Source organism: Chloroflexota bacterium (genome assembly GCA_026389585.1).
Taxonomy (GTDB): domain Bacteria; phylum Chloroflexota; class Dehalococcoidia; order UBA2247; family RBG-13-53-26; genus JAPLHP01.
The window spans coordinates 12,598-26,669 of the sequence record JAPLHP010000011.1; the positions used below are offsets into that span (position 1 = coordinate 12,598).

The window sequence follows — 14,072 nt, forward strand, 5'->3', positions numbered from 1 at the left end:
AAGCATCCTTTGATGAAGCAACCCCTAACTAAGAAGCGGTTTGAAAGTCTCCTAAAGAAGGCTGCTCAACCTGTTTCAGAGTGGCAACACGCTCCAAAAGAGACAGGAATAGTGGAGTCTCGTCCTTCCGATGATTGTAGCGGTAAACGTAAGAGTCGAGGTAAGACTGAAGATAAAGAGGGCTGACCGAGTGATTAACGCCACTGATACCACGCTTGATGTTACTCCAGAGCGATTCAATAGTGTTGACGTGGGCAGTCCCATTAACATACTGTTTGGCAGCATGTTGAACTATTTCATGGGCATATCCCAATCTTTCGATATGATTGTAGCTGGCAAGTTCATCCGTAAAGATAACTGTCTTGCCCTCTCTGGCAATCCTAGCTTCAATCATGGGCAGCAATGTTCGGGCTTGAACATTGGGAACTACCTTGGTGATTGCATTTCCGTCACGCTCCACCATGCCCATGACAATCGCCTTGCCAGATGCACCACGGCCACGCTTACCTGGTTTTCTACCACCAAAATAGGACTCGTCAACTTCAACCTGTCCAGTAAGCGGATTAACATTCTCGGACATGAGTTTGCGAATCTGATTGAATATACGCCATGCTGTTTTGTAGGTGACACCCAGTTCCCTCTGAAGTTGTTTGGCAGAGATCCCCGTCTTAGTAGAGGACATTAGGAAGATAGCATGGAACCAAGAGCAGAGAGGCGTATCGGATTTGTGGAAGATAGTCCCCGCAGTCGGAGAGATACCCCTACCACAAAACTCACAGGCGTAGAATTTTCCTCCAGACCTCTTGTAGTGTTTAGTTACCTTCACGCATTTATCGCAATAAACGCCATTTGGAAAGCGAAGTTTGAAAAGGAAATCAAGACAAGCATCATCATTCGGGAATTGTTCATTAAAGTTTTTTGTAGTATAGGTTTTCATCTCTTTTCTCCAATCTCATCTTATACCTACACTATAGCATAAACAATACGAAATGTCAAGGGATAATTGCGTTCGTCTATGAAAGCACGGTAGATTTGATCAATGGATTCTGTTGGCACATCTGCCCGAATACTTACAGTAGAAACAAAGCCATCTTTCCTCATGTCCTGTGGCGTGTTGTTACGTGGAATGGGAAAGACATATTGATCTCCTCCGAGGTCTCTGGCATAGGGGAGATCACTCCTATAGAGGAATAACTTGGTTCTGGTCGTATCCATGGCAATAACATCAATCAGTAATTGTTCACCATAAGTCAAAGACCATGACTTCCTATATGGTGGCACATTATCGTGGGTTCCTTGTAGTGCTACCGGAAGGATGTTGGTTAAGTCTGGGTTAGATTGAGAGTGAGGTAAGATGGATGAATTCCGTAAATGTCCTGGTGTTCATATCCTTCTCTGAATAGCCCGTGAACTCCACGGCTTTGGGGTTAGCAAACTTCAGCATCCCATCCTGTACCACAACGACGGCTTCATCGGAGTTTTGCATCAGCAAGTGCCTCTCCTCTTCTGATGCCTGCAGCCTCGTCTCCGCCAGCTTCTGGGCGGTGATATCCCTGACGGAAATCAAGCCGGCGAGCCTTCCCTGATACTCTATTCTCACACCAAGGGCGCTGAGCCATATCTCCCTGCCGTCCCTGGTTATGGCCCTGAGTTCCATGACCCGCCGCATGTTCTTCTGGAACATATCTTCGGCTATCATCCTGGCTACCCGGTCTCTGTCTTCTGTGGGGATGTGGTTCAGTGGATTCAGGCCGATCATCTCCGTCGGGAACGTAAACCCGAAGATCTTGGCCATAGCTTGGTTGGCCAGTACCACCCTCCCCGTCTCAGCATCGATAACCTCCAAACCATCAAGGGTGGCCTCGAAAATGACTCTATACAGAAGCTCGCTATCCCTCTCTGCTATTTCCTTGTGTACTATCATGGTCAGATCCCTCTTCCCTTCAGTGGCCTATGAGGATTTGCCTTCATCACAGTGTTAGTCGGCTTAGATATTACATACACGATATGATCTCGTATCTCATTTATCAATAACTCTATTTTCCGCCCTGGCCACCACCCTGACAAGATACAAATGGCCCAATAAGATGACCCAAAGGGTTCATAGTTGTCTCCGGCAAGGCTTTCTATGGAGTGCCCGCATCAGGCAAGTCTTAATGAATAGGAGCATGAGCGATGGTCTATCATCTGGAGGAGTGGATGACCGACACGGCGGCACCCGGGCCAAAGGAAGATATCAAGACCAAGTGGCTTATCCTGGCGGTAGTGATGCTGGGGAGCATTATGGGGCCTCTCGATAGCAGCATCGTCAATACCGTCCTTCCATCCATTACAGGGTACTTCAATACCGAGATATCGATAGCGCAGTGGGTACCGACAGTCTATCTGTTGACCATTAGCTGCCTCATTCTGCTCTATGGCCGTCTGGGGGACATGATAGGATACCGGAGGGTTTTACTGGGTGTGTTTTGACAATGGGGCCGGGGGTGGACTATCATTTTGAGCTTGGAGTAACACTGGCAGGCGCATGAAATCTTGAAACCAGACTCTCTCTGCTCTATCCCTGGCGTCAACCATTTGGTAGATACGATTCACAGGACTTCGAAGTATTGAATACTGCTGCACGCCCTGGCGGCAGGCGCAACCCGCCCCCCCTCGACTACATCTTCCATCCCCGCTCGGTGGCCGTTGTGGGCATCTCGGCTGACTTGCCCAAGATGTGGATCAAACAGCTATACCTCGACTCTCTGCTCCAGAGTGGATACCCCGGCCAGATCTACCTGGTGAATCCGAAGGGGGGAGAGATGGCGGGTTTTCCCATCTACCGCAGCTTGAAGGACATCCCGGGACCGGTGGATCATGTCGTTATCTCTGTTCCTGCTCTGCACACCCCAAAAGTCATGGAAGACTGTCGGGATATTGGAGTCAAGGTGGTGCATGTCTTCGCATCTGGCTATGCCGAGACCGGTGAACCTGATCGTGTCGAGGTTCAGAACAGGCTGGTGGAGATAGCCCGACAGGGTAACATCCGCATTATCGGTCCCAATTGCCTGGGCATCTACTACCCCAAGGGTAAGATTGGTCTATGTCCGGACTTCCCAATAGAGGTGGGACCTGTAGGATATCTTTGCCAGAGCGGTGGCAATGTCACCTATATGGTGCGGCAAGCAGTGGCTCGCGGCCTGCGTTTCAGCAAGGTTGTCAGCTATGGCAATGCCTGCGACATCAACGAATGTGATTTGTTGGACTATTTTGCAGAGGACCCTGAAACCAAGGTGATTGCAGCCTACATTGAGGGTGTCAAAGACGGTCGCCGCCTGGTCAAGGCGTTGAACAGAGCAGCCTCTGCCAAGCCGGTGGTGGTTTTCAAAGGAGGCTTTACTGCTGGTGGACTGAGGGCTGCGGCTTCACATACAGGGTCTCTGGCAGGGACCGATGTGGTCTGGGATAGCCTCCTCAGACAGGCTGGGGCTATCAGGGTATACAGTATTGAAGAGATGGTGGACATGCTGGTGGCGTTGCTCCGTGCCAAACCTCCCAAAGGTCTGAACACCTGTGTTGTGGGACACGGAGGCGGCGCCAGTGTCATGGCTACTGATGAATTGGAGCGAGTGGGGTTGCGACTTGTCCCTATGCCGGAGGAGACAAGGTCGAAGTTAAAGGAGTTCATTGATCTGGCAAACAGTATGCTCCGCAATCCGATCGACGCTAGCCCAGTGCCGGCGCTGGATGTGATGGAGTTTTTGAATAGCCTGGGAAACCGCAAGTGGGTTGACCTGCTGCGGGAGAAGGCAGGCACAGGAGCCATGGGCCATTGGAGCCGGCTGAATGCCGTGTTAAGGGAGTGGAGTGGCCTCGATCTGGTGGTCTACCAGCACGGCTTCGACATAAGCCCAATGCCAGTGGGCGAGTGGGACATTGCCTTCGTGGTGGGTCCAATGGTTTTGGCTGCTAAAGCATGTGAATTGCCCAGCGTTGTTGTTCTCCACTCCATGGGAAATGATGATACCTGGCGGGCTTCGGCTGAATTGCGGGCACTCTGCGTAGAGTTTGGCCTCCCTCTATTCCTCTCCATGAGGGGGGCGGCTGTGGCAATCCGGAAGTTGATCGATTACTACCAGGCCTATCCAGATAGGCTTCCCAGCATCAGTGGTGGTTTTCCGCCCGCACCCTGCGGATAGCCATCTTGTTCTGGCTTTCACAATCAGGCACGCTGCTGGATTATCTTGCTGAGTGGATGGTGTGGCACAGCTTCGCCTTCAGATATGCTTCTCGGCGAACTCACCGGCTATGGGAAGTTTGTATCTCTCGCCCTGATAGGCCTTGACCATGAGCACGATCCAGAGGACAACCGCCAGGATACATGCGATCACGTAGAGGGCTGCAAACAGGGCGCCAACAAGCCACAGCTCACGAAGAACGGAAAGCACAACCATCACGGCTGTGATTGCTCCAAATGTGACTATGGACTGCATGGCATGGAAACGGATGAAATGGTTCTCCTTCTCCAAGAGTATGAATATGAGTCCGGTTACCCAACCCAGTACGTAGCAGAGCAGTCCAGCGATGTTTGGCTCCAGGCCGGTGCTGGTCCCGGTGGGCTTAGGGGCATCTGGAGCGAGAACTGAGCCACACTTCTGGCAGAATTTGCTGATTTCATCGTTTTCGGCCCCACACTTTGGACAGAACATTTTTGCCTCCTTAGTACCCCGGCGTGGCTGGGAGATAAGCTCTTCAGTTCCGAGGTGAAATAGACATGGCATGGTCAGCAGAGAGCCTGCCGATGGGCTACTTCTTGTAGGGATGCCTCCATTCCAGCTCTCCTGCATAGGCTGTGGCGAAAGCACCGACCGTGGCAATGTACACGCCCTCACGGATGGTGCCATCGTTGTCCTCTATATAGTACATGGTCTGGAAAATCAGCGCCAGTGCCAGGGCACTCAACAGAATCATGACTAGGCCCCATGCCCCGGGAGTGCCGCTCCGGGATAACACCAGCTGTCAAGACTCTTTAGAAATGACCTCCTTCTTGACTCAGTAGCGGCCCGAAAACGTTAATGGCTGGGCAATGCATAGCTTCCCGTGTTCCCTTGGTCACCGCCGGGCTCTTGCAGGCTGGCAAGCTTCGCTGGATATGCCTTGTTGAATTCTATCAGCTTCCGGATAGCTTGAGCCGCCCCTCTTAGTGTGAGGAAAAAGGGGATTCTTTCTTTCAGACACAATTCCTGTATCGTCAATGATACCTGCCATGAAGCATTGGTGGCCATGGAGTGGAAAACCACGGCCATAGGCAGTTTGCATTCCATGACAGCAGCTAATGTTGGCTCCACAGTAGTTGCAACCCAATCACCCGCGGGAATGGGCGGCGTGTCGAAGGCAAAGTGAAATATTACCAGATCCAATCCTTGCCAGTCCTCGATTGCCTCCAGGAAATCACCCCATCCTCTATCTCCCAGTGCCGCCGCCGCAACGGGGGATTCTTCCCCGGCAGGTGCGGGTTGTTCAACAAGAGAACGGTTCAGCAGTACTCCAACAAGGGGGAAAGCATCGATGGGGTTACAGAGCATACCGCCAGCCAGTGGGATGATCTCTTTCATTCTGTTTTCTGTCCCTGCTGGTATAGAGGGCAGTTTCAATCCAGCACGCTCCAGCTCATCTGTGGCGAGAACGCTGGCGCCGCCGCCGATACCCACGGCGCACGCATTCAATCCCTGTGGCGGTTTCATACGCAGCAGTGCCACCAGTACATCTGCCATTTCCTCCACGCTGTAGACTCTGATGGCCCCGGTTTGCCTTAGAAGACCCTCCCAGACACTGTCGGTCCCGGCGAGGGATCCGGTGTGGGAGGCAGTAGCCCTGCCCCCGCCCTCGGTATAACCGCCTTTGAATACTACAACAGGCTTCTTCGAAGCTGCCTTGGTGAGCGTTCTGACCAGGCGTCGACCGTCAGTGGTGCCTTCAATGTACGCGGCGATAACCCTGGTATTGGGGTCATCGGCCAGGTATTCCAGGAGGTCACACTCGTTGATATCGCAGGCGTTGCCATAGCTGATAGCTTTGCTGAAACGAAGTCCCCGCACAAGAGCGCTGCGGATGATGTATGCGGTATTGCCACCACTCTGGCAGAGAATCCCGAGAGGGCCACTCTCTCTGGGGAAGTCCATGGAGAAGTTTATCCCTGAATCGGGACAATAGATTCCCATGCAATTGGGCCCAATGATGGGTATGCCGCTGCTGCGGGCGATCTCCAGCAACCTCTTCTGCAGATCAATACCTTGCGGCTCTCCTGTCTCAGCAAATCCGGCAGTATAGAGTTGCATCACCTTGACACCGGCGTCGCGACAGTCCTCCATCAACTTTGGGGTGTGTCGGGCAGGAATGCAGGAGATGACGTAATCCACAGGGCCAGGGACATCTTTCAAACTGGCGTACACGGGAAGCCTTCCGATGTGTCCTCCTTTGGGGTTTATGGGGTAGATTGGCCCCTTGAATCCCATTTTCAGAGGCGAATCGAGGTAGACCTGATTGAGCCATGTCCCATATGGGTCTGGGGAAAGACCGGCCACTGCTATCGATCGAGGGTGAAAGATGTACTCCAGACCTGGCTGGTTCATCATGATCATTTCAGAAGTGGATAGGCTATGTTTGATTTACCCTGGCTCGGGCACAGAGCAAATCAATGTCGATCTCATTATGATATGTGCCGATATCTGCCAGTGAATGGGCATCGCTGTTGGTCAGCAGTACAAGGTCGTGCTTCTTGGCCAACTCCATTATCATCGTGTCATCCATCTCATCATCGTGTGCAGGGTTTCTGAATTCGATACCGTGAATAGTGCTATCTATATAAGAACCAAGGTTTCTGATACACGGGTGGCCGGGGTGGGCGATGAACCTGAAGGTGACATCGCCGGGAAGGTACAACTCCACTAGGTGAAACAGCGCCTTGTCAATCTTCAGGAATACCTTATCGATCTCCTTGCCGGGGATGATCAGGATCTCATCATTGAAATAGCGATGGACTATTTCCTTCACTTCATAAGCGTAGGTATCGGTGTAATGCTCTGTGATGGCGATGCCGTCCAATCCCTGAGCTTTGACTGCGGAGACGATCTGCCTCACGATGTCTGGGGTCGGATGCGGACAGGCTGTTGCCTCGCGACAATGGGTATGCAGATCCAGCTTCAAATGCTATACCTTACTCACTCTAGCATTGACCAAATAGATCACCTATCTTGTTCACAGCGCGATGTAATTGGGAGATCTGTTATTGGCCAGAGCGGCCATACAGGAAAGCCTTGGCTCTGGGATTGTGTTGGATGTGCCGACCTACCAGATCTCTACCCGGGCGCCCGGGTATTTCTTCAGTAAAGACTGTGTGAGATTATTGCGGATCTCCTTGTCTTGGATGGTTTCCACTTCTGAAACTATTGGGGCGGTTCCCCCACCTCGCAATTGCCTTTTCACCAGAAATCCAGGGACCTGAATATAGCTCCAACTGGCTACGCCGCAGCAGGAGGCCTCAATGCACGCATCTCCTACAATGTAGAGTACCTCCCGGCCGTCATATGGTATGGTATGTTCCTCACGTGGTATGTAATAGCCGGATATTGAGCTCACTTCCTGGTTCAATTCGGGATGAGTGAATTCTGTTGTCATCTCTCTTCCTCCGGTTAACAGCCGTGAGATTATTATAACATACCCTATAGGCTGTAGCGGTTTTCCTCCCCGTTGGCTGGCGCATCTGACTATGGACATGGACAGTTTTCTATCTTCGGAAGGGCTGCTATGCCAGCTAACTTAAGTTGCTGTGAACTGTGGCAAAATGGATAATGCCAGCGGGTGACAGAATCCGAGAGATGCTATAGAATAGGTTGGCTACCAGAACCCCATAGTTGCTGTGTGCTCATGATGAAAATGAAAGGAGGTGTTACTATGGCAGAGCAACAGGAAGGGGCATTGACTGGGTATCGTGTACTTGATCTGGCTGACAAGAAGGGTGGGTATTGTACCAAGCTGCTGGCAGATCTTGGAGCTGATGTGATCAAAGTCGAGAGCCCGGAAGGTGACCCCAGCCGGAGGATACCACCTTTCGCAGGTGATGTCCCTCATATGGAGAAAAGCCTGCATTTTCTCTATCGGCATGCCAACAAGCGGGGAATTACCTTGAATATCGAGGACCCTGCTGGCAAGACGATTTTCAAGAAACTGGTTAAGAAAGCAGATGTACTGGTGGAGACATATCCACCAGGATATATGGCAAGCCTGGGACTGGACTATGAGGCACTGAAGAAGATAAACCCGGGCCTCATAATGGCAAGCATTACCGAGTTCGGTCAGACCGGCCCGTATAAGGACTGGAAGGGTTCTGCAATAGTTGACTATGCTATGAGCAACACGATGATCACCAGCGGCTTCCAGGATGGGGCACCGATCAACCTGCCTGGCCTGGCATCGTATGATGCTGCTTCTCTGATAGCTGCCATACAAGTGGTTTTATCACTCTATCTTCGCGGAAGCAAAGGACATGGTCAATACATTGATGTCTCTGTGCATGAATGCTCACGCATTGGCCTCTATCCCTGGATGCTGCCTATGTACTCGTATAACATCAACCCCGGCAGCCCGCCGCCACCCCCCGAGGGGCGCCTCGGCGCTGCAATATACCCCGTCTACCCCTGCAAGGACGGAATGATCCGGATTGTTGCCCTTACGCCGAGACAGTGGGATGCCCTGGTTAAAGTGCTTGATGAGCCTGAGGTATTAAAACTGCCTCAATGGCGCGAGTTTTACTATCGCATTGGGAATGCTGCCGATCTGTATGCTCTCATGATAGAGTTCACCATGAAATATACCATGCTCGAGCTGTTTGAGAGGGGGCATAATGAGGGTGTTCCTGTTGTGCCGATCTATGATGTAGGCGGGTTTGTCAACAGCCCTCAGACAAAGGCGAGGAAGTTCTTTGTTGACATGGATCATCCTGTGGTGGGCAAGTTCAAGTACCCCGCCCCCCCCTATAAATGGACTGGTACATTCTGTGGCATGAGGCGTCCGGCCCCATGCCTGGGCCAGCATAACGAGGAGATCTATTACGGTGAGCTGGGTTTTTCCAAATATGATCTGGTCGCCCTCAGGCGTGCCGGGGTCGCGTAGGAAGGAGGTCAAGAAAATGCCAAACACTCCTCTGGAAGGAATACGGGTTCTGAGTTTTAGCCAAGGTGCTGTAATACCTGATTTCGGCAAGATTCTCGGTGAGTTCGGAGCCGATGTCATCAAGATAGAGTCCAAAGAAGGCATGGATTTCATGAGGACTATTGGAGCGGATCCGAACAACATCGCTGGTTTCAATGAGTCGAACCGCAGTACGCGGAGTTTTGGGGTAAACCTGAAGAAGGAGGAGGGGAGGGAGATTGTCAGAAAGCTGATCAAGATGACTGACATCATAGGGGAAAACTTCCGCGGCGATGTTATGAAGAGCCATGACCTGGATTACGAGAATGTACGCCGGATCAAACCCGATATCATCTACGTTAGCAGTCAGGGTTTTGGTCGTGGCGGACCATATGCCGATTACCAGGCTTATGGGCCTATGCTGGCGGCTGCCTCTGGTCTGCTGGCGCTCTGGGCTCATCCTACTGACCCCTACCCTGTAGGAGCCAATGTGCCGCTTCCCGACCATATGGCAAGCAAGCAGGCGGTGGTGGCGGCACTAGCTGCCCTCGACTACAGACGACGCACGGGGAAGGGGCAATTCATTGACATGTCTCAGGTAGAGATGGCAGCCGGCCTGATTGGGGAGGCTTGCCTAGACTATACCATAAACGGACGGGTTCAGAAGCCGGTGGGGAACCGCAGTCCTTATGCTGCGCCCTACGGCTGCTATCGTTGCAAGGGCAATGATGAGTGGTGTGCCGTCAGTGTGTTTACCAGTGACGAATGGGAGAAATTCTGTAAGGCGATCGGCAACCCATCCTGGACGAAGGATCACAAATTCGCTGACGTTGTCAGCCGATTGAGGAACGTTGATGAGCTGGATAAGCTGATTGGAGAATGGACTATTCAACATGGCCCTCGTGAAGTGATGAATGTTCTGCAATCTGCAGGAGTGGCAGCCGGTGTGTGCCAGCGGCCTGCCGACATTCTGGATGATCTGCAGCTTAAGTGGCTGAATGCCTTCGTAGAGATTGATCATCCCGTGTCAGGCAAGAGGATGTATCCGGCCATACCCTTCAGGATGTCAGAGGTGAAGCTGCCTCCGAGCAGGCCGGCACCGCTTCTTGGCCAGCACACTGCAGAGATTTGCCGTGAGCTGCTGAAAATGTCAGACGGCGAGATAGAGCAGCTAAAAGGGCAGGGCGCACTGGAGATTGCGGCCAAAGCCAAGTGAGATTCAAGGCCGTGACGCGTATCTGAGGAGCAGGACTTCAGCTCTCAAGGATGGAGGGTTGATAAGGGATAAGACTCAGGTGAAGTAAGGACAATCTGCCCTCACCATTCTGCCGGTGAAATAAAATGCGGTGCCAGCGATTAACATTGTTGCTGACACCGCTACTTTTATGTAAGTTATCTTCGGAAAATGTGCTCATGTGGCAACATCGGCCGTATTAGTATGACCAGAATCACGCCTTGTCAATGACTGGGAAGCAATTCTGGAGAGGCAAGTCCTATATGTGGACACACAGTGGGCAGATCTAATTCAGTAATCAGCTCGTACCCCTTTTGTTGCCCTTCCTGGCTTCAATACTGCGCAGTGAATCATCATCGAATCCAAAATGATGGGCTATCTCGTGGCGGACTACTCTTTGTACCTCTTCTGCGATCTCCTTCGTGGAACGGCATCTGGACTCAATTGGCTTTTGGAAAATGATGATCTTGTCCGGGAGCGCCATGCTATATGCCCTGGTGCGTTCGGTATGGGGGATCCCTTCGTAGAGACCCAATAGAGTCATGCCGGGGCCCAAATTGGCTAGTTGCCTGCGGGTAGGAGAGTCTTGTACTACCACATCGATGTTCTCCAGTTGACTCAGGAACTCCCCCGGCAGGTCGCCAACCGCCCTGGCTACCAGATCTTCAAACTCTGCTCTTTCCAACTAAGTTGTCTCTCCCATGGCCCAGCTGCTCTGTTGTGACACTACCCGGTTCGCTTCCTCCATCATGTTCCTTCAGCCTGGTCTAACCGGGCGGACTCTGATGACATTATAGCATTGTGTGCTTATCTTGAATGCAGAGTCTGCTGCTTAGTTGCAAGAATAGGCCTCATCCCCTTTGTGAGGAGGAGACCCTTCGGCTTCGCTCAGGGTAATAGCATGTAATTGGCTGGTGGCTGTCGGGTACCCTGACCCGACAGCCAGTTGTTTTGCACGAGCCGCAGGCCAGGTCGGGACTTGACACCCACATGGGGTCAGGGCACTCGTGGTTGATGGTCACGAAGGTATGGTAGATCAAGACAAAACTGCTGGCTGTTCTAGGACGAGGCTAAGGCTGGTTTCGGACAGAGCTAAAGCTCTGTCCCTACAACTACACCTACACCCAACCCTACAACTACAACAAAGCCTATAACCGAGATTTGACTTAACACCGAATCAACCGTTGATCCGGGGGGAGTGCCTGGGGCAGGTCTGAAGACCTGCGCTACATTTGTGATGCCGACAGGCCGTGGGCGCCACCTGGATTCCCGTTTGCACGGGAATCACATGGTGTGGGGCGGTTCGTCCTTCCGCAGAAGGATGGCTCGTAGCTGATAGCTGATGGCTGATTGTTCATGGCTCACAGCCTTGGTTGGCAAGGGGGCCAGATTATACGGGTATGTGACCAGGGGTTATGTTATTGACACAGGGACGATGGAAAACTACCGCAGGGCTGAGCGAGATGCGCTGGGAGGCAGGTTTGTTCCAAAGAGGGCGGTCTCCACGAGGTAACAGATAATATGCCCGGCAACGATGTGGGCTTCCTGGACCCGCGGTGTGTCAGTTGAGGGAATCGAGAGGACGTATTCGGCAATTTCCTTGAGCTTACCTCCCTGGCCGGTAAGAGCTACAGTGACAGCACCATTTTTCTTTGCTTCCTCTATTGCCTTGATGACATTGGGGGAGTTGCCACTGGTGCTAATGCCGATGACTACGTCACCTTTGTTCAGCAGCCCCCGGAGTTGTCTGGCGAAGACCTCGTCATAGCCAAAGTCGTTGGCAATGGCAGTCAGGGAAGAGGTGTTGGTGGTGAGTGCGATGGCTGGTAAGGGATCCCGATAGAGGGTGAATTTGCCAGCCAGCTCACAGGCGATGTGCTCGGCATCAGCAGCGCTGCCACCATTCCCGAAAAGAAGCACTTTGTTGCCGCGGCGGAAGGCCTCAACCATTTGGGTGGCTATCTTAATGATGGTGCCTGCCCGGGTGATCAGGTCTTTCTGCAGAACAACGCTGTCCTCGATTTGCTTTATTACTACATCCGTCTTGTTTTCCATGGTTTTCAGTCCTCGCTGACCTCCCAGCTTTGCATGCCACGGAGGTCGAAAGCAAAGCCAACGATCTTGCCGCCAGCTTGCTCCAGCTTCTCAGCCACAACGTGCCACTTGTCAAATTCGCAGAGGAAAAGTAGGTAACCACCACCTCCTGCTCCCAGCAACTTACCACCTATAGCCCCACTTTGTCTGGCCAATTCGTAAAGCTTGTCGATGCGATCATCTGTTATCTTTCCAGAGAACTGCTTCTTGCAGCACCAGGCATCGTGCAATAGAAGCCCAAATTCGTTGATTCTTCCCAGGAGAAGGGAATTCTTCATGCGATAGGCCAGTTCCTTCGTTTCCTGTAGGGCTTGAACCACCTTCTCCTTCTTCTCAATGTAAGCAGTTACCTGGTCATGGAGAATACCAGCAGAGACTCTAGTCCCTCCGGTGTAACAAATCATCAACCGATACTGAAGCTCATTGATGGTATCCCAGTCTATCCGCAGCGGATTGACTATGGTTGTCTTGCCGAGAAACTCGATAAAGTTAAATCCGCCGAATGTAGCTGCATACTGATCCTGTCTTCCTCCTTTAATGCCGGCTTCATCCCGTTCGATGCGGTAAGCCATCTCGGCAATATCATAATCTGTGAGGGGCAGTTTGAGCCACTGTGTGAAAGCACCGACAATGGCCACTACCAGCGCCGAAGAGGTTCCCAGGCCTGAGCCCGGTGGCGAATCGCTGTGCAGGAAAAGGTCGAAACCAGTCTTCACGTCCATGGTACGGATAGCCGCTTTAACTAAATCCAGCTTGCCGTCGTACTTCAATTCACCGTTGATCTGGTATCTGGCAACGAGGTCGTAGTCCAGGGATTTGACGTTGATGGAGTCATCATCACGCCCCACCAGTGTGCAATAGGCATATTTATCAATGGTGGTACTGAGGACTGCGCCCCCCTTTTCTTCCGGATAAGGGGGAACGTCGGTGCCACCGCCGCCGAAGCTAATCCTCAAAGGTGCCCTGCTTCTAATGATCATGATGGCGGTCCCTTATTTGCCTCTCACTCATTGAATGGGCCTCGATTTTGCGTCCTCTACCACCCATTCTACTGCCTCGTACAGGCTGCCAGCAATATGATCGGGTAATTGATGCTGTTGCTTGTTTTCTGTCTGGCTTGGATCTGTAGTCAACCAGACTGTCCGACAACCGGCGGCATTACCTGCCTCCACGTCCTTGGCATCATCGCCGATCATGTATGACATCTCTAAGGCTATGCCCATATCCTTTGCCGCTTGCAGGAGAAGTGCAGGCTTTGGCTTGCGGCAATCACATCCATCATCGGGATGGTGGGGGCAAAAATAGATAGCGTCCACAAAGGCATGATGTTTGTGCAATTCCTGCTTCATCTTTTGGTGAATGAGGGACAATGTCTCCTCTGTGAAGTAACCCCGAGCTATTCCTGATTGATTGGTGATCACCACAGTCTTGAAACCATGTTGATTCACCATTCGAATTCCCTGCGGTGCATGGGGCAGAATCTCAAAGTCTTCCACACGGCGGCAATAGGGGACATCTTTGGCGATGGTGCCATCCCTGTCAAGGAATACGGCTCTGTCCAATGCCATAGTCC

General features: G+C 52.0%; 16 protein-coding genes and 1 pseudogene. 4 read left to right on the forward strand and 13 right to left on the reverse strand.

Features of this window, described 5'->3' with window-relative positions; all coding sequences use genetic code 11:
- Nucleotides 1-28: 28 nt before the first annotated feature.
- The 3 genes from NTZ04_00580 to NTZ04_00590 all read right to left on the reverse strand — a co-directional run bounded on the left by NTZ04_00580 (nucleotide 29) and on the right by NTZ04_00590 (nucleotide 1,924).
- Nucleotides 29-937, reverse strand: a complete 909-nt coding sequence (locus NTZ04_00580) for an IS1595 family transposase (GenBank protein ID MCX5990823.1) — start codon at nucleotides 935-937, stop codon at nucleotides 29-31.
- Nucleotides 938-963: 26 nt separating this feature from the next.
- Nucleotides 964-1,254 carry a hypothetical protein gene (locus tag NTZ04_00585; protein ID MCX5990824.1) on the reverse strand — a complete coding sequence of 97 codons (291 nt, stop codon included), beginning with the start codon at nucleotides 1,252-1,254 and terminating at the stop codon, nucleotides 964-966.
- A 79-nt stretch (nucleotides 1,255-1,333) separates the two neighbouring features.
- A complete protein-coding gene (locus tag NTZ04_00590; GenBank protein ID MCX5990825.1) occupies nucleotides 1,334-1,924 on the reverse strand; it encodes a PAS domain S-box protein in 591 nt (196 codons plus the stop codon).
- Nucleotides 1,925-2,175: 251 nt separating this feature from the next.
- Here NTZ04_00590 and NTZ04_00595 point away from each other — a divergent pair, with 251 nt between their 5' ends.
- Together NTZ04_00595 and NTZ04_00600 are read left to right on the forward strand one after the other, a co-directional pair.
- Nucleotides 2,176-2,472 (forward strand): MFS transporter, encoded by a 297-nt coding sequence (locus tag NTZ04_00595; protein ID MCX5990826.1) that lies wholly within the window; start codon nucleotides 2,176-2,178, stop codon nucleotides 2,470-2,472.
- A 137-nt stretch (nucleotides 2,473-2,609) separates the two neighbouring features.
- On the forward strand, nucleotides 2,610-4,181 hold the full coding sequence (locus NTZ04_00600; protein MCX5990827.1) for a CoA-binding protein: 1,572 nt from the start codon (nucleotides 2,610-2,612) through the stop codon (nucleotides 4,179-4,181).
- 78 nt (nucleotides 4,182-4,259) lie between these two features.
- On the opposite strand, the gene NTZ04_00605 is transcribed toward NTZ04_00600, so the two are convergent.
- The 6 genes and pseudogenes from NTZ04_00605 to NTZ04_00630 form a co-directional block, all read right to left on the reverse strand.
- The gene (locus tag NTZ04_00605; GenBank protein MCX5990828.1) at nucleotides 4,260-4,580 is read right to left on the reverse strand and encodes a DUF4870 domain-containing protein; all 321 of its coding nucleotides are present in this window, start codon (nucleotides 4,578-4,580) and stop codon (nucleotides 4,260-4,262) included.
- Between the two features lie 48 nt (nucleotides 4,581-4,628).
- Nucleotides 4,629-4,691 (reverse strand): annotated as a pseudogene (locus NTZ04_00610) (zinc-ribbon domain-containing protein).
- Between the two features lie 97 nt (nucleotides 4,692-4,788).
- Nucleotides 4,789-4,953: a hypothetical protein gene (locus tag NTZ04_00615; GenBank protein ID MCX5990829.1), complete on the reverse strand. Its 165-nt coding sequence runs from the start codon at nucleotides 4,951-4,953 to the stop codon at nucleotides 4,789-4,791.
- A gap of 101 nt (nucleotides 4,954-5,054) precedes the next feature.
- Nucleotides 5,055-6,617: a CoA-binding protein gene (locus tag NTZ04_00620; protein ID MCX5990830.1), complete on the reverse strand. Its 1,563-nt coding sequence runs from the start codon at nucleotides 6,615-6,617 to the stop codon at nucleotides 5,055-5,057.
- Nucleotides 6,618-6,639: 22 nt separating this feature from the next.
- Nucleotides 6,640-7,188 carry a PHP domain-containing protein gene (locus NTZ04_00625; GenBank protein MCX5990831.1) on the reverse strand — a complete coding sequence of 183 codons (549 nt, stop codon included), beginning with the start codon at nucleotides 7,186-7,188 and terminating at the stop codon, nucleotides 6,640-6,642.
- A gap of 141 nt (nucleotides 7,189-7,329) precedes the next feature.
- Nucleotides 7,330-7,659, reverse strand: a complete 330-nt coding sequence (locus tag NTZ04_00630; GenBank protein ID MCX5990832.1) for a hypothetical protein — start codon at nucleotides 7,657-7,659, stop codon at nucleotides 7,330-7,332.
- Nucleotides 7,660-7,935: 276 nt separating this feature from the next.
- On the opposite strand from NTZ04_00630, the gene NTZ04_00635 reads away from it, so the two are divergent.
- On the forward strand, nucleotides 7,936-9,153 hold the full coding sequence (locus NTZ04_00635; protein ID MCX5990833.1) for a CoA transferase: 1,218 nt from the start codon (nucleotides 7,936-7,938) through the stop codon (nucleotides 9,151-9,153).
- Between the two features lie 16 nt (nucleotides 9,154-9,169).
- A complete protein-coding gene (locus tag NTZ04_00640) occupies nucleotides 9,170-10,387 on the forward strand; it encodes a CoA transferase (protein ID MCX5990834.1) in 1,218 nt (405 codons plus the stop codon).
- Nucleotides 10,388-10,703: 316 nt separating this feature from the next.
- Here NTZ04_00640 and NTZ04_00645 read toward each other — a convergent pair whose 3' ends face one another.
- From NTZ04_00645 to gmhB, 4 genes are all read right to left on the reverse strand, one after another.
- Entirely contained in the window at nucleotides 10,704-11,090 is a 387-nt protein-coding gene (locus NTZ04_00645) for a metallopeptidase family protein (protein ID MCX5990835.1), read from the reverse strand.
- A gap of 758 nt (nucleotides 11,091-11,848) precedes the next feature.
- Nucleotides 11,849-12,460 carry a D-sedoheptulose 7-phosphate isomerase gene (locus NTZ04_00650; GenBank protein ID MCX5990836.1) on the reverse strand — a complete coding sequence of 204 codons (612 nt, stop codon included), beginning with the start codon at nucleotides 12,458-12,460 and terminating at the stop codon, nucleotides 11,849-11,851.
- 5 nt (nucleotides 12,461-12,465) lie between these two features.
- The gene (locus tag NTZ04_00655) at nucleotides 12,466-13,455 is read right to left on the reverse strand and encodes a GHMP kinase (protein MCX5990837.1); all 990 of its coding nucleotides are present in this window, start codon (nucleotides 13,453-13,455) and stop codon (nucleotides 12,466-12,468) included.
- 51 nt (nucleotides 13,456-13,506) lie between these two features.
- Nucleotides 13,507-14,067, reverse strand: coding sequence for a D-glycero-beta-D-manno-heptose 1,7-bisphosphate 7-phosphatase (gene gmhB, locus NTZ04_00660; GenBank protein MCX5990838.1), 561 nt, complete (start codon nucleotides 14,065-14,067; stop codon nucleotides 13,507-13,509).
- Nucleotides 14,068-14,072 lie beyond the last annotated feature (5 nt).